General features: G+C 44.7%; 14 protein-coding genes. 1 reads left to right on the forward strand and 13 read right to left on the reverse strand.

The window, feature by feature from the left end; all coding sequences use genetic code 11:
- Nucleotides 1-172: 172 nt before the first annotated feature.
- From J2Z66_RS39720 to J2Z66_RS39730, 3 genes are all read right to left on the reverse strand, one after another.
- Nucleotides 173-856: a YceI family protein gene (locus J2Z66_RS39720; protein WP_209979193.1), complete on the reverse strand. Its 684-nt coding sequence runs from the start codon at nt 854-856 to the stop codon at nt 173-175.
- 89 nt (nt 857-945) lie between these two features.
- Nucleotides 946-1794 (reverse strand): M56 family metallopeptidase, encoded by an 849-nt coding sequence (locus J2Z66_RS39725; RefSeq protein WP_245376193.1) that lies wholly within the window; start codon nt 1792-1794, stop codon nt 946-948.
- A 3-nt stretch (nt 1795-1797) separates the two neighbouring features.
- Complete coding sequence (locus J2Z66_RS39730) at nt 1798-2259, reverse strand: BlaI/MecI/CopY family transcriptional regulator (protein ID WP_209979195.1); 462 nt, start codon at nt 2257-2259, stop codon at nt 1798-1800.
- Between the two features lie 207 nt (nt 2260-2466).
- Between J2Z66_RS39730 and J2Z66_RS39735 the strand changes: the two genes are divergently transcribed.
- Nucleotides 2467-3897: a SpoVR family protein gene (locus tag J2Z66_RS39735; protein ID WP_209979197.1), complete on the forward strand. Its 1431-nt coding sequence runs from the start codon at nt 2467-2469 to the stop codon at nt 3895-3897.
- A gap of 163 nt (nt 3898-4060) precedes the next feature.
- Here J2Z66_RS39735 and J2Z66_RS39740 read toward each other — a convergent pair whose 3' ends face one another.
- The 10 genes from J2Z66_RS39740 to J2Z66_RS39785 are packed head-to-tail and all read right to left on the reverse strand — an operon-like array spanning nt 4061 to nt 17355.
- A complete protein-coding gene (locus J2Z66_RS39740) occupies nt 4061-5257 on the reverse strand; it encodes a M24 family metallopeptidase (RefSeq protein WP_209979199.1) in 1197 nt (398 codons plus the stop codon).
- A 22-nt stretch (nt 5258-5279) separates the two neighbouring features.
- Nucleotides 5280-6764, reverse strand: coding sequence for a hypothetical protein (locus J2Z66_RS39745; RefSeq protein ID WP_209979202.1), 1485 nt, complete (start codon nt 6762-6764; stop codon nt 5280-5282).
- Nucleotide 6765: 1 nt separating this feature from the next.
- A complete protein-coding gene (locus tag J2Z66_RS39750; RefSeq protein WP_209979204.1) occupies nt 6766-7617 on the reverse strand; it encodes an amidohydrolase family protein in 852 nt (283 codons plus the stop codon).
- Nucleotides 7614-8399: an amidohydrolase family protein gene (locus tag J2Z66_RS39755; RefSeq protein ID WP_209979205.1), complete on the reverse strand. Its 786-nt coding sequence runs from the start codon at nt 8397-8399 to the stop codon at nt 7614-7616. Before J2Z66_RS39755 ends, J2Z66_RS39750 begins: the two co-directional genes overlap by 4 nt.
- A 34-nt stretch (nt 8400-8433) precedes the next feature.
- The gene (locus tag J2Z66_RS39760) at nt 8434-9480 is read right to left on the reverse strand and encodes a phosphotriesterase family protein (RefSeq protein WP_209979207.1); all 1047 of its coding nucleotides are present in this window, start codon (nt 9478-9480) and stop codon (nt 8434-8436) included.
- A 33-nt stretch (nt 9481-9513) separates the two neighbouring features.
- The gene (locus tag J2Z66_RS39765; protein ID WP_209979209.1) at nt 9514-11547 is read right to left on the reverse strand and encodes a hypothetical protein; all 2034 of its coding nucleotides are present in this window, start codon (nt 11545-11547) and stop codon (nt 9514-9516) included.
- Between the two features lies 1 nt (nt 11548).
- Nucleotides 11549-13783 carry a helix-turn-helix domain-containing protein gene (locus J2Z66_RS39770; protein WP_209979211.1) on the reverse strand — a complete coding sequence of 745 codons (2235 nt, stop codon included), beginning with the start codon at nt 13781-13783 and terminating at the stop codon, nt 11549-11551.
- Between the two features lie 33 nt (nt 13784-13816).
- Entirely contained in the window at nt 13817-15433 is a 1617-nt protein-coding gene (locus J2Z66_RS39775; RefSeq protein WP_209979213.1) for an extracellular solute-binding protein, read from the reverse strand.
- A 52-nt stretch (nt 15434-15485) separates the two neighbouring features.
- Nucleotides 15486-16367: a carbohydrate ABC transporter permease gene (locus tag J2Z66_RS39780; RefSeq protein WP_209979215.1), complete on the reverse strand. Its 882-nt coding sequence runs from the start codon at nt 16365-16367 to the stop codon at nt 15486-15488.
- 10 nt (nt 16368-16377) lie between these two features.
- Nucleotides 16378-17355, reverse strand: a complete 978-nt coding sequence (locus J2Z66_RS39785; RefSeq protein WP_376774558.1) for an ABC transporter permease — start codon at nt 17353-17355, stop codon at nt 16378-16380.
- Between the last annotated feature and the right edge of the window lie 366 nt (nt 17356-17721).

Raw genomic sequence — 17721 nt, forward strand, 5'->3', positions numbered from 1 at the left:
TGGAAGAGCGTGAGCGCCCGCCTTTAATGATTTGTTCCAATCTCCACAGCCATTCCATTCAAGGGAACAAATCTTTAACAGTGGCTGGATCCCACACCCCTTATCTCCCAATTACAGGCGCCAGGAACAAGCTCCTCAATGGACACCAAAAGGCGTTTTCCATTGCCCGAGCTTACTTTTTCAAAATAAGTCTGAGTTGAATCGTTAAATCATTTTGCGTATCTAAGACGACAGTGTGTGGATTTTTCATGCCGAAATCTTCGAATGTTACGACGGTGCTGCCTTCTAAATTGAAGCTGCCATCGCTATAAAGTGCATCTGTCGTAAAGGTTACCTCCTTAGAAATTCCTTTTACGGTAAGGGTGCCAGCCATATTGAAGGACGCTTTCGTTCCTTCCTGCCATTCCTTGGGGAAATTTTCAAACGATTTGACAGTAAAAGTGGCTTCCGGGAACGTTGCTACGTTCAGGTACTCCTCCCCTTTGACATGACCATCTCTTTGTGAGTTGCCGGACTGCAGCGACGCGGTATCGACCTTGCCTTCTGCACTCATTTTACCAGCATCAGCAGCTTGAATCATCCATTGCCCTGTCACGGTTCCTCCTTCAAAATTCACTGTTTCCTTAGAAGTTGTTACAGAAAAGTATACCTTTGAATCCGGCTGAATGCTCCATTGACCATCGATCTCGCTTGCATCTACCACCGCTGTTTCCGTTGAAGCCTGCTCTGGCGAATTAGCAGCTATAACTTCCTTTACTTCAATATGGTTTCCAGCAAAATAATCGTAAGCCGCGTAACCCCCGCCTGCTAATACAACGACAATCCCTAAGGTTATAACCGTTTTTTTGATGTTCATTTCATATTCCTCCTAGTAAGTTTTCATAAATTTTCAAAAGTTTTCACCTATTCAACACTACGACATGTAGTGTAAGTAAACAAAAAAAATTAAATAAGCTCAACAAAAAACATAGCTGATAAAACTACAACCACTTGCAGGGATATTATCATCCTCTGTACAGGCAAACGGAAGGCAAGCTTAGTCTGCGGATCAATAAGATACTGGATTCTATAATTAATGGAAGATTCCGCAAAGGATGCATAGGTAAAAGAATAGCGTGTTTTCTTGTTTATACTTAGCAGCTTTAATAAAGCACTTCCCAAGCTCTCAGAAGAGCCCGTTATTCCAATTGCATAGCAATCAGCCAATACTTCTCTTGCTGTCTGGTACTGCTTATAGCTCCACTTGAGAATAGGAACATACCAGAGAACTGACGAGGACAGGAACATAAGAAATGTTTTCAATGGATCGTTATTTTTTCTGTGAAACCTTTCATGCTGAATAAGTGCCTCCAGCTCGTCCTCATGTAATAATTCGAGCAGACCCGTTGACAGAACAATCTGTGGACGAATAAACCTCATAGTAAGGGCAATGGAATCTGGATGAGTAACGACAATAAACTCCTTTCTCCCCTCGCCATACATTTGGTTAAAAGCTGCAGTAAGCTCCACATCAACAAGCTTGTTCAGCTTCGTGTAGGTGCGCCGGGAAAAGTACAGCTGTTTGCCTATAACCCAAAGCATCATGATCAGCGTATATACGACTAAAGTATCCAGAAGATAAACCATCCATGACAACCCCAGCCTGTTAAGTAAGCTTATGCAATGATCAAATATATTGTAGGCGTACGGTCTGCCTAGCAGCCCTTGCGTAACATACATCCCCATTTGCAAAAGGATACACATAGCAATAAATAGATTTGAGATGATTAGTATCCTGGATCTTCGTTCCCACATATCCTATCTACCCTCTTTGAGCGCTTTTATTTTTTGTTCCAGCTTATCGAGCAGCTCCGGATCGGCTTCATCCAATGCATCCAGCATATGATTGACGACTAGAGGACCGAAATCTTCTACCAGGTTTAAAGAAATCTCTTTGGACTGATTTTCCAAAAAGCGTTCCTTCGATTCCACAGTGCTATACAAGGAAGTTCTACCTGCCATTATCTTGGTCAACAGCCCTTTGTCCAGCAGACGATTCATCACTGTCATCACTGTATTGAAATTCAAATCCTTTTCCTTCTCCAGCTTTACTTGGACTTCTTTAATGGACAGATTGGGCTGGGCCCAAAGAATCTCCATTATTTTGGCCTCCAAGGGTCCGAAAAATCGTTCAAGCCCTCTGTTCTTTAAATTGAGCTTTGAGCTGAGCTTTGAGTCGAGCTTAGGGTTGAGTTTTTGGCTGAGCTTATGGTTGTCCATTTGACCACACCTTCCACTACTCATTGTAGTGAATAATATTTCAAATTGCAACTTTTCTGCTGTTTCCAATATTTTAATGTCTTAGGCTGAAAGAAATCTGAATCAAAGCTTAAGTAAAGATTAAAAATCATTGCTATTCTGGCTCACACATATTGAACGGTTCCTCGAATATATATATATGTATACCCCGATGAAAGAAGGCAGTCAATGAATACTTCAGATAAACAGCAGTTGGAATATGCCATCGCTGAAATTACAGAGATCGCCCAAGGGTTTGGACTTGATTATTACCCTATGCGTTATGAAATCTGTCCAGCGGAAATCATCTACACTTTTGGAGCCTATGGTATGCCTACACGTTACAGTCATTGGAGCTTCGGCAAAAACTTCCACAGGATGAAAACCCAATACGATCTTGGTCTAAGCAAAATTTATGAACTTGTTATTAACTCCAACCCTTGCTATGCGTTCCTGCTCGATGGAAATTCGTTAATTCAGAATAAGCTGATCGTTGCTCATGTGCTCGCACACTGTGATTTTTTCAAAAACAATGTCCGTTTCTCCAAAACAAACCGCAATATGGTGGAAAGCATGTCTGCATCCGCAGAGCGTATCCGCCAGTATGAGCTGGAATTTGGCATTGATCAGGTAGAGAAATTTATCGACGCGGTTCTGGCTATTCAAGAGCATGTGAATCCGATACTGAACAGTCCCTATCGCCAAGCAGATAAACATTTGAATCCGAACAAAACGCTAGACTCAGCCTCATCCAAAGATGCAAAGCTTAGTTATGAAGACCTGTGGAGCTTGGATGATCAAAAAATATCTGAACCCCTTAAAGATGAAATCAAGCGGTTTCCCCCTCAGCCAGAGAAGGATCTGCTGCTCTTTATAGAGGAGCATGCCCCTTATATGCAGGAATGGCAGCGCGATATTCTGACTATGCTGCGTGAGGAAATGCTTTATTTCTGGCCGCAGCTGGAAACAAAGATTATGAACGAGGGGTGGGCATCCTACTGGCATCAACGAATCCTCAGGGAGCTTGATCTGTCCGAGGAGGAAACCATCGAATATTCCAAGCTCAACTCCTCCGTCGTACAGCCTTCTCGCAATAGCCTAAACCCCTACTATTTGGGGCTGAAAATTTTTGAGGATATTGAGAAGCGCTGGAATGATCCCAAGGATGAAGAAATGGTAAGACATGACAGGCAAAAGGGCGAAGGACGCAGCAAAATATTTGAGGTTCGCGAGTACGAATCGGATACCTCCTTCATCCGAAATTACTTAACCAAGGAGCTTGTAGATGATCTGGACCTATACATTTTCGAGAAAAAAGGACCCGAATGGAAAATTACCGAGAAATCGTGGGAGCCTATCCGCGATCAGCTTGTTTATTCGCGGGTGAACGGCGGCTTCCCTTATATCGTCGTAACTGATGGGGATTACGAGCGCCGCGGCGAGCTGTATCTGAGCCATTCGTTTGAAGGTATGGAGCTTGATCTCAAATATATTGAGAAGACACTTCCTTATATTTATCAGCTTTGGGGGAAAACCATCTACCTGGAAACACGCGTGGAGGGTAAGCCGGTGTTGTTCTCTTATGACGGCACGAAGCATAACCGCAAATTTATTGTATGAATAGAGCCCCCTATTATTAGGGAGCTCTGTTTTTCTATTCCGAATAACCCATCAAACCGATATACGCCAAATTAGGCTGGGCGATGTCCACTCGTCCTTTATAAGGCAAATAGCCGTCGATCACATACCAATTCTTTGCTCCTTGCTTGCTCATGCCAGCCTCCTATAGAACCGAGATCTCCCCTGTTTTCTTCCAATTGCTGCTTAGCTTTCGGACTAACGCGGACATGGATTCGTAGCCTTCATCCGTCACGATCAGGCTTTCCTCTATCCGGTTGGAGCCATGGGGATGTCCGAACAAACTGACATCCGTATTTACGGTCATTCCTGCTTGAAACAGCACCTCTGTATGCTCATCGGGATAAGGCGATTCCGCTTCGGCCAGACCACAACCATGAAGCGGCGGATAAAGGTCGTAAGCCGTCACCTTCTTCTCCGCGAAGTAATCTTTAACAGCGCGTACGACTTCTTGCTGCTTAACCCCTGCTCTGAGCCTGGATAACGCGCGATCTTCAGCTTCTACAAGAATCTGAATGAATGCCCTCTGCTCCTCGTTCATGCTGCCGGCAACAAACGGGAAACCTATAGTAGCCACATATCCTTCTACCTGTACGGCTATCGCGGCCATAATCATCTCTCCATCTTGAATGACCTTTCTCGTTGGCCTTCCGATAATGGTCTTGGCCCTGTCTCCGCTCGTCAGCACGCAGAATGGCATATATTCCGCGCCTTGCTGCGTGCATTCGCCTAAAGCAAGCGATGCCAGCTCCAGCTCCGTCATCCCTGGCTTGACCTGCTCAATCATCAGTTGGTAACCCGCATCAGCAATTCGCGCCGCCTCTTTCAGACAAGCAACTTCATGTGCCGTCTTGGTCATACGCAATTGAAATAGCAGATCTCCTGAATCCAAGATTTCCATCGGCTCGAAGCTGCGCTCAATGGCATTCAGCAAGGAAGCAGGCATCGCGTCCATTCCTACGATTCCGATTCTTTTTAGAGGGATGGTCTTATTGATCCCAATCCATATTTCCCTTAGGCTCGTGTATTTGGCAAGGGGATATTCGATTTCATCCGGAACGGTTACGCACGTAAATTCAGGAAGCAGACGGATATCCGGCCAAGCGCTCATCTCCTCACATAGAACCTCTCCTTCGGGAGCGGCAATAACGATGGGCTCGCCTACGAGCGGCACGATCGCAGCACCTCTCTCGAACAACGGCCAATAATTGCTTATATAGCGGAGATTCTCCTTCCTGTACTCATCTCCATAGATCAAGCATGCCTGAATATCCTGTTCCCTCATTAAAACCCGTAAGTTGTCCGCCCTCGCAGCGAACTCTGCCTGGGGTATGTGTATCATGAAATGCTGCACCTCCAACGAATTAATAAATAACTTTACGAATGTTCATGAAATCGGCAACATGCGACAGCTCTTCCGTCAAATCACCGTAGCCGATAATGCAGTGATGAGCAAATCCCTCTTTAATCAAAGCTGCCAGAAATTGCTTGATGGGCGTACCCAGTTGAACGATCGCCGTAATCTCTTCACAAGGAATGTTCTCCGGGATATGCAGTACCTGGCCTTTCACGATAAGCATCTTATAGCCTTCGGCATCAATAATCAGATGACTGATCGTCACCTCTCCAGGCTTCAGCGTATATTCGAAACCGAAGCCCGCTCCCTGCAAGCCCCATTGCTCGGGTGAGCGATTGACCTTGACCGTGCTTCTGTCAGTCGCATATTCCGTATTGGCATATCCGTGATGAACCATGAGCAAGGCGTTTAGCTCCTCGTCATATTCACCCCATTCAGCATAAGCGGGCACTTGACCGCTAAGCCTGTTCATAATTGTCATCATAATCAGGCCATGCACATCTCCCTCGGTGTTCACGACATACTTGCCTTCTTCATGCATCAGGGTATTAGCCAAGTAAGAGGTTGTTCCCGTCTTCTGCTCCACGTAATGCTGACCGAGCAGCGTGAGTGCATCAAGTCTGAACCGCTCCAGCGTATTTTTGAGTGCGACATAAAATTTAGAAGATTTATAAATATCGTCCTCACTAAGACCGACAATATTAAACCGGTTTTTCGTCTGTGCAACGATGTCTTCTATTTCCACATCCGTTGCCTTCCCGAATTGCTCCAGCAGATGATCCACCTGAATCGAGATAATATTGGGACCCAATGTGCCTTTGATCATCGTCTTGTCGTATTCGAAGTCGTACATGCCTCTGAATACATGGCCGATGACGCCAATATTGGTGCTTTTGAGACTCAAATAAGCTTTGTATGCCCGGATATAGGTGGTCATTTCTTTATAAGCGGACATATCCTGGATGGATCCCACGACAACTTTCAGGTCGGGATACCAGCCCATTTTACGAAAAGTGGCGGCCAATTGCAGATTGGCAATTAAAGCGCTATTCCTTAGAATGTTCTCATAATTAGTGCCGAGATTTATCTTGTTTGTATGCTGGGTGTTGAAAAGAATGACCGGGACATGGCGTACATGCTCCAAAGCCTGGATAGCCATATAATCGGGACAATATGTTCCGGCTACATATACGATGAGGTCAACCCGCTGGTTTGCCAGCTCTTGGCCTGCAGCCTCCGCAGCATCAAGTGTGTCGATCATACCTGGCCATATGACTTCGTCCTCTTTCAGAACCTGGCGCAGATGATCGTAGATGCATGTCATATCCGCTGTCACGTTAGCCTTCAAAGTATTCGGGAACATCCGCCAATATTCAAAAAAGCCTAATGTGATCAACCCAATCTTCAGTTGTTTGTCCGCTGCTTTAGTTGTTAACAAATCTCCGAAAATATGCCCTTTTGCGGTTTCAAATGATTCTATGATTTCAGTCATTTCATGTCCTTACCTTTCTATGTGGAATTCCGTGGAGCAGACGAACGGCGTTGTCATGGATAATATTCCGGATATCCTCATCCCCGATGCCTGAGAATAATACACTGCCAAGCATATAGTGAGGGTCATACCAAGGGAAATCGGTACCGAACAGTACCTTCTCCGAAGTGGCCTCCCGAACCATTTTGCCAATCATTCCGTTTAGACGCCCAGTATCGCATAATTCCAGATATACATTCGGCTGCGTCCTGGCAAGCTCTATCGCATAATCGGTCTCTCCAGGCGCAGAATGGCCTAAAAGAAAGCTGATATTCTCATATTTGCGCGCGAGCTCCCCGATCATCTGCGGAGGATTGTAAGAACTGTGTCCCCATGTATGGGATAAAAGAAGCAGCCCGCGCTCATTGGCAAACTCATAGATTCTGCGAAACTTCTCGCCGTTGAGCGGATATTTATGATAGTCTGGAAGCAGCTTGAAGCCAACATAGCCCTTTACACGATCGAACTCGGCAAGATCGCGCTCCAGATCGTGATCATAATGAGGATTCACCACATAATATCCATAAATTTTATCCGGATACTTGGTTATTGCCTCGCGAATTTCCGAATTTCCGCCGATTGGATCGAACAACGCACTATGTGGTGCCGAAATGATCCACTCTATATGTTCCCTGTCCATCGTCTGTATCATCGTGTCCAAATGTGCCTCCGGCAAATATGTGCCATAGAACGGGCCCATATGGGTGTGCATGTCGATGATCGAGATGCTGGACAACCTCCCGGTTTCAACAAACTCCTTTGCCAGCTGCGACCTATTGGTCATCGTCTGTGAAATCCTTGCTTGTATGCTCATAGAGTCACCTCGCTCAGCATTCTTTCCAGATTTTTGTACGCGATATTTTCCATATGCTCACTGCTTATCCCGGAGCCAAGCAAAGCAGCCAGCGGCCCGCCTATAGCATTGCTCGGAAAGTTAGAGCCGAAGAGAATCCGTTCTGAACCGAATTTACTGCAAATTTCCTTAATTTCCCCTGCTGTCTGCATATCCCCGCTTTCGATATACAGGTTCTTGTAGGCTTTGAACAATGGAAATGTCAGCCGGGCATGACTCCACAAGCCGTAGTTATGAAGGATGACACTCAAGGTCGGAAACTCCTGCATAATACTGTAAATACTTTGCCAGCCTTCGCTTGGCGTCAAATACAGCGGAATTTGCGCTGCAGCGATTTCTCCAATTAGCTCACCCATAACTACCTTGTTAAGCAAATACCGGTTGCGCTCCGGATAAGCTCTGAGCATCTGCACCTGATTCGCCTTCATCGCGGGAAATAAATGCTCAGGCGCATACTGACCTTCAGTAATCGGTGGCAGTATAGTCCACGTTGGAAGCAGCCGCTCCGGCGCTTTCACAGTCTCAGCGAGGACGGCCCGATTGCCATAGTCCGGATCCACATCAACCATCGTGTTGTGGCTGACTACCGCACTGTCAATCCCGCAGAAATCCAGTTCCAGGAGCAGCTCCTCCGCATCACGCGCCTGCTTTACTTTTTCCCTGACTATAAAGTTCTCATGGTTAACGATCTCATAATTGATCGTTTTGTAACCGATAGCACAGCTGCAATCTATTATTTTCATCGCTATCCTCCTTGCTTACTGTCCGAAATGAGTACTACCCGTAATTATTATCCAGAAATTCAGCCGGGTTGCCGCACATCAGGGTTTGGATCTGTTCAGGCAATATGCCTTCATCCTCCATCATCGGAATGATGTTCGTAATGACGTGGTCATATCCCCATCCGCCGTAGCTGTGCAGACAAGTTTTCAGGCACACATCGTTAGATACCAATATTCTTGACAGGAATCCACAATCGATCAGTTCCTTGATCGCCCGCACCCGCTCGATGTCTCTGGCGAACAGCCCCTTCAAGACGCTTTTATGCTGCTTATCGGCGTAAAACTCTTTGCCGAAATTATCAAACTCCACATAGACACCTTGATGAAGAAGCGCCTTTATATAATCCATCTTAATATCCACATCAATGTGATTAATGCATATTTTCTCCGCTGCTGCGCCGTTTTCAGTTAGAATTTTCACAACCTCAAAGCCGTTGGTTGCCCATAGATCGGTATGTACATGGAGTCCCAATCCGGTTTCCTGCTGAACAGAGGCCGCTGCAATCAGCGTCTTTCTTTCGTTCGGATAGATGATTTCACTCGTCCCTATTTCACCAATCACTCCCGCTTTGATACTCGTTCCATTTATCCCATACTTGATCTCACCAAGCATCTCTGCGGCAATCGCCCCGATTGTCTTATCATCCATATCAGGAGGATGGGATTTATGAATGTAGTACCCACAACCGGCAACAATATGGATATCAAGCAGCCTCGATAAGCGGGCCAGTAAAACAGGATCTCTGCCAATGTCCCGCAGCGTCAAGTCAACGAATGTCTTTCCTCCAGCCTTCTTAAACTCCATCAGCTCGAACTCGGCAATTTTCTCGTCATCAATCACAGCATTGTCCAGCACCGCATAGGGATTTCTGAGCAGCTTCCCCATATTGGAGAGCGATACTTTTTCCTGCGCTGTTACCTTGCCCGAAATCGTATGCGGAGCAGGCACCAGATTTCTAAGATCGATATAAGCATGCTCATGAGGCAATACGAGTCCTAAGCTGTCTGAGCTCACTTTACCGGTCACAGTCATAACAGACATCTCATCCGCTTCCTTTCATTTAACAGCTTCTAATCAATCCGCAGCTTTGAAGTCTAGCTCGACGATGACCATGCCCCGGCCGGGAACATACAATTTGAATTTCGAATCATTTGCATCAACAGGTATTCCCGGAAAATCTGTTAAAATGCTCATAGTTTCTATTGAGCGGCCCACATCTATGTGTGCAGTTTTATAGTTCATGTGCAGATTTCGGATAATGATGCGCCAACGTCCAGGATTCATCTCCAACACAGCGGTACGGATATGATTTTCATTTCTCAACATACGGGGTGCCCCGGTGATCTCAATCAACGCCTGCACACAGTGATTTAAGAATTCTTCAGCTACAGGGCTGTAATACAGGCTGTCAAGCCAAGTTAGCCCATCGTTGATCTCGGAAAGACTTTTTTGCTCCTCTATTACAAGCTCTTTGGCCTGCTCCATCAAGAACACTTCTGCACATTCACCGTGCTCGTTGCGCACTGCACAAAACAGTTGATTCGCTTCGCATTCCAAGCTCAAACCAGCCCCCGCGGCCGCCTTAGACACACGTTCCGTCCATCGTCCAATCATAACAGCCGCGCCATTCCGGTAAGTAAGCACTTGTTCCAATTGATCATCTGGAAGTGTATGAAGATTCGCCACAATAATCGGACCTGTTGCTTGCTGCAAATCCTTGACGTTCACAACCGCATGAATCGGTGCACCTCTGGATATCCATTCATGTGTAAATTTATGAGCAGGCCACTCGCGAGAAGCTATATACGCTTCCAAAGAGTTATGCAGAGCTTCATCGGACCATACCAAGCTGGCTCCAACTACCCGCTGCGCCAGACTATCAAACCCTAAATTCCAACGCTTAACAATCCATTTCCAGCCATCCTCACTAATGCCATCTCCCAAGCAAGCCATGAACCCCGAAGCGCAGCGGCGCAGCCCTGTCTGATCCTGCACATACATATTGGAAAAGGCATAAATGTCCCTCTCCAGCACAGTTGGGGCGTGACTGAGTGCATCCCACTGCTCGTTCGTATCCTGGATGGCATTCAAACAGATCAGCTTCGTATCCGGCACATAAGCTTTGATCGTCATAAGCATGGACATAAACTCTGTACATGGCTCATATTCCGTTTCATCGGCTCCAGCTGACAAGGAGGCTCCAACGGACTCCACGATAAATCCATCCACTCCAGTTGCAGCAAGCTGCTGATAGTCGACTCCGTAACGGTACAAGGCTTCAAAGGGGTCTCTTGTCCAAGCCGTATTGATAAACGCCTTCTTTCCCTCTTGACGAAGTGCCGCCATAATTTTATGCCAAAGCTGAGCCCACCGTGCTCCATGAAATTGAATCCATTCCATTCGCTTATGATGCCAAATCCATTCGGCCCTTTTCCCCATATTTGCAGGATTATCATCACAAGCCTCCAGAAGTTCTTTCTCGGCAGCCAAACCGCTGAACTGAGCAAACTGCTCAACCATATCATCGGAATAATCGGCTTCAGCAAGGCTTTTCCTTGGACTTGTGTACCCGTCTGCTCCATGGTAACCATCAAATCCATAATCCTGCATGACGACCATCAAATCCCGGATAAAGAAATCTTCGTAGTAGGTTCCATCTTTAAATCTTCTCAGTGGATTAATAACCGAAAGTGCTTTCCCCGACTTATTCATCTCATACAGCTCGGGATGAGCGCCGCACCATTCACTGGCTCTTGGGGTCTCCCCGCCCTCAACACGAAATAAATCAAAAAAGCTGCAATATATTTGGGCGCCATGCTTCTGCAGCTCTGCTACCAGACCCCGCAACTGATAATTGGTCCACACCTGTCTGTTCCGTTCCTTTCCATAAGGACGGGCAGCATAAGAGCAAACTTCAATAGGCAGTATGGCTTCGCTCTCCATGCCCTCATGAGCATGCACAAAGTCAGGTGTAAAAAAAAGCAGCGACATCGCCGTAGGCACAAATCCGATTCGCTCCATATAAGCAGGAACAGCGAAATCACTTTGTGTATTGTCGAACCCGATCAACTCGATCCATATCCATTTTTCATACATGGCAAGATTCATTTTAAAATCCCTCACTCTGGTTTTTATTAGCTTTATAATAATTCCGGTACTCGACTGGGGTCATTTGCAGCTTTTGCTTGAACTTGCGGATAAAATTAGAAACATCCTTATAACCGATCAGCTCGACAATTTCTTGCACAGGAAGCTCTGTTGTTTTCAACAGCTCTTTGGCCTTTGTAATGCGCAGCTCCTTGACATGATCCATAATCGTATTTCCCGTATCTTCTTTAAAAATCCGGCTAATATAGGAAACCGAAAACCCCAGATCCGCCGCCATACTCTGAATGTTTAAGTTGTAATCATCAAAATGCTCTTGAATATACGCTTTAATCCGATCCGTGCCCGAAATGCGGTCCAGATGAATGCCCCCAGATTGGATGATTTCACACGCCATACGGCAAACATCCACAGTTTCCTCCAGCAAACGGTCAATCGAGTTGAAATTCGCATACGAAATCACATCAGGAAACATATGAGAGTTCGAATAATTAATATGACTGTATCGCTGGCGCAAAAATAATAAAATGGCATTAATCACTTCAATACAATTAGATTTGGCTTGAAACAAAGAATCACTCTTGCCCTTGATTTCATCAACTAAAATTCCGACCGTCTTCATCGCCTGATCAACAGACCCGCGATCCAAATGGACCAGCAGATGCTCTGTCGATTCCGTGACATCGTAGCTTTTCCGTGAAAATCTGGGGTCCAGCTCCGAGAAACAAATGACCTTGCCGCTTCCAAAGATAAATTTATGATGCAGCGCTGTGGATGCCTCAATATAGGAATTGGTAAGCTGACTCAGCTCACTGTAAGCCGTCCCGACACCAATTGTAACAACCTGATTCAGCTCTTCAGTCAAAGCCTGCTGGACACTAACCAGTTCATCCTTCGGCAAGCTGTTCGTGTTCTGGCCTATAATCAACGTTAATTCAGCTTCGGTCTGCAGCTCAAATACCTGGTACCCCTTAAGCTCTAGCTCCCTGTATAGGATGTGATCATTCATACCCGTTTGGAGCATGCCTTCCGCTTGGATCACCGCAACAAAATAGCTCTTCTGGCTCATCGCCAGGCCAACAAAACTGCCCGCTTTATTGAACTCTTCTTTATTCGTAATCCTCCCCTGCAGCAGACACAATAACAGATGCTGGCGAACATAGGGAGCATTCAGGACGTTTTGCTGCTTCCATTTCTCCGCGGTAGAGAGGGCATTCTCAATTTTTTTGAACCCATTCTCGTCTCGTATTTCTCCCCATATCTCCTCCACACTGGCGATAATGCGACGAACCGGACTGTAGTTAAACCGCATGCTGATATAAATACCGAAGCTGCCAAGCAATATAATAAACATAAAAGACAACAGTGCAATATATTTGATTTCATTTACACTTTTGAACAGCTCTTTTTCCGGTGTGGCCACCGCATATATGAAGCCTGTTAACTTGGATTGCACATAGGAAATGTTCACTGATTGCCCTAAATGATTTTTATGAATAACTTGTTTTTTATGATCTGTAGATAAGAGCTTGGCAATAATGGATTCCTCTAAAGGCTCACCCTCGTAGGAACCCGTTATGATCTCTCCCTCCTTGTCAATAATAAAAGCTTCGTTCCCCTTATATAGCAAGACCGGCTCGAGGAGATCTCTGAACACTTGCTCTCTAATTAAATAGATGGCTGTGCCATTTGGTTTATACGCTGAAACTGGAATAGGCCTTAAATACGTAATGAAACTCTCTCCATTGATTAATTCTGCTTTACGCAGTACTGGCTTGATCGATGTGTTTAAAGTATCTCTAATGTCATCAACAGGCCAATCCTGATACTTATATACATCATTGAACACCTCTAAAGAATAGGTGCTGACAGAAGAGTACAAATATTCCCTTTCACGGTCATATAGGAATACCTCATGCAAAAATGTGTTGCTCAGCCGATAATTCATCGCATGGCGCATCGAGTAAAAGTAGAAATAATTGCGATATTGGCTCAGTGAGACCAGGGGATTCGTTGACAGATCCGTTGCAATGTTAGCCATTTCCAGAAACTTCGTATCAATCACTTCACCGACTTGTTTCAGCATCTGCTCATTGGCAGCAAGCGATTGCTCCCTTACGGTATCGAGAATACTTTTGTAAATAACCACGCCCGTAATAAACGTAGGAATAAACAATACGATGGCGTATGAGATTAAGTATTGCATGTAAATGGGTAGCCGCATTTTGTTTCTAATCATGACATCCCCCGAATCTTGAACTGAAAGTAATCTCTATTTTTTCAATTGATAATTGCTATGGATTTCCAAAAATTGATCTACACCCAGCTTCTTCAACTGATCCACATGCTTCTGCCATTTCTCATCTGTTATCCCGTTAATGACAAACTCAGCAAAATTCGTTTTGACGTAAGTATTCAAATCCTCATAGTCTTCGAGCTTTTTGTAATCTTCCTCTTTATACACTAACAAGCTGTTAAGCGGTTCGTATTTGAGCAGAGGCTCTTTCAGCTTGAAAGCATCCATCTCTTGCTGATCACGTGGTGTGATAAAAATGCCGTTGGTATAATTCTCAGAAGGAATGACACTTGGTGAGTTGAAGCCGGGCGTCAGACTCAAATTAAATTCGACATTGTCCATCCCATCTGGAGCAGGCATATCTTCATATTTGCCATCGGCCAATTTCTTCAGCCCTAATCCAACGGGACCTTCCTGAATCTCCAGGCTCATCTCAAAAGCATAATGGGAGTCTACCCATTTCATCGTAATCTCTGGATTTTTATTGGCCGAGGTGATCATAAATGCCCCAACCCAAATACCCGCATTTTCTTTCTTCCAGCCAGATTCACCCTTAGGTCCTTTTAATCCCAGCAGCGGGACGTATTCATCGCCATTTGTTAAATAACTGTTAATCGGATATGAAGCCACACCAATCACTGGAACTTCGTTCTGCAGCCTTGAGAAGTATACTTGAGCCGTTTGTGTGAACATTTCCTTATCCAATAAGCCTTCACTGTACAAGCCATTCATATAGGTTACATAATCCTTGTATTCCTCTTGCTGAGGAGCATACATCAATTTATTATCTTTTATATACACATGAGCACCTTGATCCATTATTCCAAAAGCATTTGCTAAGGAATTACCACCTAGCCAGTGAGAAGCATACATAAAGCTCATTGGTATCTCATCCTGCTTGCCATTCCCATTTAAGTCCTTGCCCTTAAACGCTTTCAAAGCTTCATAAAGCTCTTCTGTGGTCGTAGGTACGGGAAGGCCAACCTGATCCAGCCACTTTTTGTTAATCCACATCGTATCTGGAGCCTGATAGAAAGGAGCATCTACAACCTTAGGCAGCGAATAAATATTTCCATCAAAATGCGTCACCGCCGCTTTGTATTCTGGATGCTCCTCGAATATTTTTTTCAGGTTCGGTGCGTATTGATCAATAAGATCGTTCAGAGGGATAAGAATGCCTTGCTGCGCCAAAGAGCTTAAGTTCGTGCCTCCCAGCATGGAGCCGTAAACTGCATCGGGATAAGTTCCGCTGGCGAATACTAAATTCAGCTTTTCCATCAGCGTAGATTCATCTACAAGCGTCCAATCCACATGAACATTGGAGTCTTTCTCCAATTTCTTGAACAGTTCATACTCATTGTAATCTCTTATTTTACTTCCAGTTGCTTTAAATGCTAGAATGTCCAACGTTGCTTGTTCCGCCAGTGGGAATGCATATTTGTCACCCGTCTTGCCTTCCTGCCCATTACCTGCTGTGGCAGAAGGCGAGGCTGAGGAATCCCCATCTTGCTTTGCTTTCTCCTTAGACGAACATGCCGCTAATAAGGAAAGTGCCAATACTAAAACTAACGTCAAGCTGAACCACTTCTTCATGTTCATTTCCCCTTTTTCGTTTTTATTATATCATGTTGGACCTGCAAAAGAATTACCCTTTCACGGAACCAATCATCATACCTTTCACAAAGTATTTCTGCAGAAAAGGGTAGAGCACCAGCATAGGCAAGCTCGCCACAATGATAAGCCCATATTTGATTAATTCTGCATACTGGACCATATCTTGAGCCGAAGTAACGTTTCTCAGCAGCTCACTCGCTTGATTTTTAACCAGAATTCTGCGCAGTATAATTTGCAGTGGCTGCAAATCTTCGTTCGTTATATAGATCAGCGCCTTAAAATAAGAATTCCATTGCCCAACAGCATTAAACAGCGCTATTACGGCAATTATCGGTAAAGATAGAGGCAGTACGATTCTAAAAAAGAATCTCGTATTGTTGCACCCGTCCATCATCGAAGCTTCCAATAATTCATCCGGGATCGACTGCTGAAAGAACGTTCGTGTAATAATGAGCAGAAAAGCGGAAACCGCTCCGGGAATAACCATCGCCCATATCGTATCGAGCATCCCCAGGTTTTTAATCAGAATATAGCTGGGAATCAGTCCGCCCTGGAAGAACATCGTAAATAAAATAAATAGCATAATAGGGGTACGGCCTACCAAATCTTTGCGGGATAACGCATACCCTCCGCTTATAGTTAAAGCAGTGCTGAATGCTGCACCTAGGATGGCATAAACCAGTGAGTTCTTATAACCCATCCAAATCGAGCGCTCCATAAAAATCGTTTCATAGCCTTTCCAATTGAAGTCGACCGGCCACAGCCAAACCTTTCCAGCGTTTATAGCAACGGGGTCACTTACAGAAGCAATAAGAATAAAGTACATAGGGTACATAATGAGCAAAAGCACAAGGATGAAAAGTGTTACATTAAAAAAATCAAATAAACGGTCCGATACTGTTTTTCTATTCATGTGGCACCCCCTACCATAAAGAAGTCTGATTCATTCTACGTGAGATCGTGTTCACTATAAGGAGCAAAACAAAATTGACAACGGAATTGAAAAAACCGATAGCAGAGGCGTAGCTGAATTGCCCTCCAACAAGACCTTTCTGGTATACATAGGTTTGTATAATTTCAGAAGATGCAATATTGAGAGGATTTTGCAGTAAGTAGGCCTTTTCGAAGCCCAGATTCATCAGATTTCCAACACCTAATATAAACAAAATCGTTACTGTGGGCATAATGCCAGGCAAATCAACATGCCAGATCCGCCGAACCTTGTTGGCTCCATCAACTACAGCAGCTTCATGCAGCTCAGGACTTATAGATGTCAAAGCAGCCAAATAAATAATCATGCCCCAGCCCATATTTTGCCAAACGCCAGACCACACAAAGATCGATTTAAACCATGCCGGTTCACCAAAAAAGAAAATAGATGTTCCGCCAAGCTTTTCTATGAAATGATTGATGATGCCATCGCGTGGCGATAAGAATAAATACAGCATCCCGGCCAAAACTACCGTAGATATAAAATGAGGCGCATAAGTAACCGTTTGCACAAAGCGTTTAAATTTACTGCTGGTAAGCTGGTTCAATAACAAAGCCAAAATAACGGCGATCGGGAAAGTGGCCAGTTCGTATAAGCTGAGCAGAACCGTATTGCGCAAAATGTCCCAAAACAAATAGAAATCGAAAAAACGTTCAAAGTGCTTCAGACCGACCCATTCGCTGCCAAAAAATCCTTTGGAAATCACATAATCCTTGAAAGCCATTTGCAATCCGTACATCGGGATATATTCCATGACAATAAAATAAGCAATCGTTGGCAAAAGCAACAAATAAAGCTCCCAATTTTTTGTTATTTTATTCCATTTCCCGCTTTTTTTGCGGAGAGGGCTGGTCATCTTATGTCCGCTCTCCAGATCAGCTTTAGGGAGTCTATCCATTAGAGCATTCATTCTGTCTCCTCCACTAATATAGATTGTTGATTGTTCTTCTCCCCTCCTGTTGTTGATGAGCTGGATGATTAACGGAGCGTCGTTGACACCCCACCCGCTAAGCATCCTGCCCAAATGTAAGCGCTACAACTTTCTTGTTCCCAAGTGTATTAGGATTCGATAACGGGTTCAATATGTGGTTTGTCGTGGAGTATGCAGAAATTCAACTAAATCTTGTCCAGTTCATTTTTTACGCACTAATGTAAGCGCTACATATTTGAGAAGGATGCCTTGCGGGACTGTTGACAAATTACCTTTTTGACGAAATTGACGTTTGAGAACCCGCATAAACACTGGGAATCTAAAAGTCTTTTTTCGTAAAATTGG

The organism is Paenibacillus eucommiae (assembly GCF_017874215.1).
In the GTDB taxonomy this organism is placed as follows: Bacteria; Bacillota; Bacilli; order Paenibacillales; family NBRC-103111; genus Paenibacillus_AI; species Paenibacillus_AI eucommiae.

Coding starts and splice junctions, on each gene's coding strand:
- J2Z66_RS39720 (WP_209979193.1), bottom strand. CDS start 856: ATGAACATCAAAAAAACGGTTATAACCTTAGGGATTGTCGTTGTATTA.
- J2Z66_RS39725 (WP_245376193.1), bottom strand. CDS start 1,794: ATGTGGGAACGAAGATCCAGGATACTAATCATCTCAAATCTATTTATT.
- J2Z66_RS39730 (WP_209979195.1), bottom strand. CDS start 2,259: ATGGACAACCATAAGCTCAGCCAAAAACTCAACCCTAAGCTCGACTCA.
- J2Z66_RS39735 (WP_209979197.1), top strand. CDS start 2,467: ATGAATACTTCAGATAAACAGCAGTTGGAATATGCCATCGCTGAAATT.
- J2Z66_RS39740 (WP_209979199.1), bottom strand. CDS start 5,257: ATGATACACATACCCCAGGCAGAGTTCGCTGCGAGGGCGGACAACTTA.
- J2Z66_RS39745 (WP_209979202.1), bottom strand. CDS start 6,764: ATGACTGAAATCATAGAATCATTTGAAACCGCAAAAGGGCATATTTTC.
- J2Z66_RS39750 (WP_209979204.1), bottom strand. CDS start 7,617: ATGAGCATACAAGCAAGGATTTCACAGACGATGACCAATAGGTCGCAG.
- J2Z66_RS39755 (WP_209979205.1), bottom strand. CDS start 8,399: ATGAAAATAATAGATTGCAGCTGTGCTATCGGTTACAAAACGATCAAT.
- J2Z66_RS39760 (WP_209979207.1), bottom strand. CDS start 9,480: ATGTCTGTTATGACTGTGACCGGTAAAGTGAGCTCAGACAGCTTAGGA.
- J2Z66_RS39765 (WP_209979209.1), bottom strand. CDS start 11,547: ATGAATCTTGCCATGTATGAAAAATGGATATGGATCGAGTTGATCGGG.
- J2Z66_RS39770 (WP_209979211.1), bottom strand. CDS start 13,783: ATGATTAGAAACAAAATGCGGCTACCCATTTACATGCAATACTTAATC.
- J2Z66_RS39775 (WP_209979213.1), bottom strand. CDS start 15,433: ATGAAGAAGTGGTTCAGCTTGACGTTAGTTTTAGTATTGGCACTTTCC.
- J2Z66_RS39780 (WP_209979215.1), bottom strand. CDS start 16,367: ATGAATAGAAAAACAGTATCGGACCGTTTATTTGATTTTTTTAATGTA.
- J2Z66_RS39785 (WP_376774558.1), bottom strand. CDS start 17,355: ATGAATGCTCTAATGGATAGACTCCCTAAAGCTGATCTGGAGAGCGGA.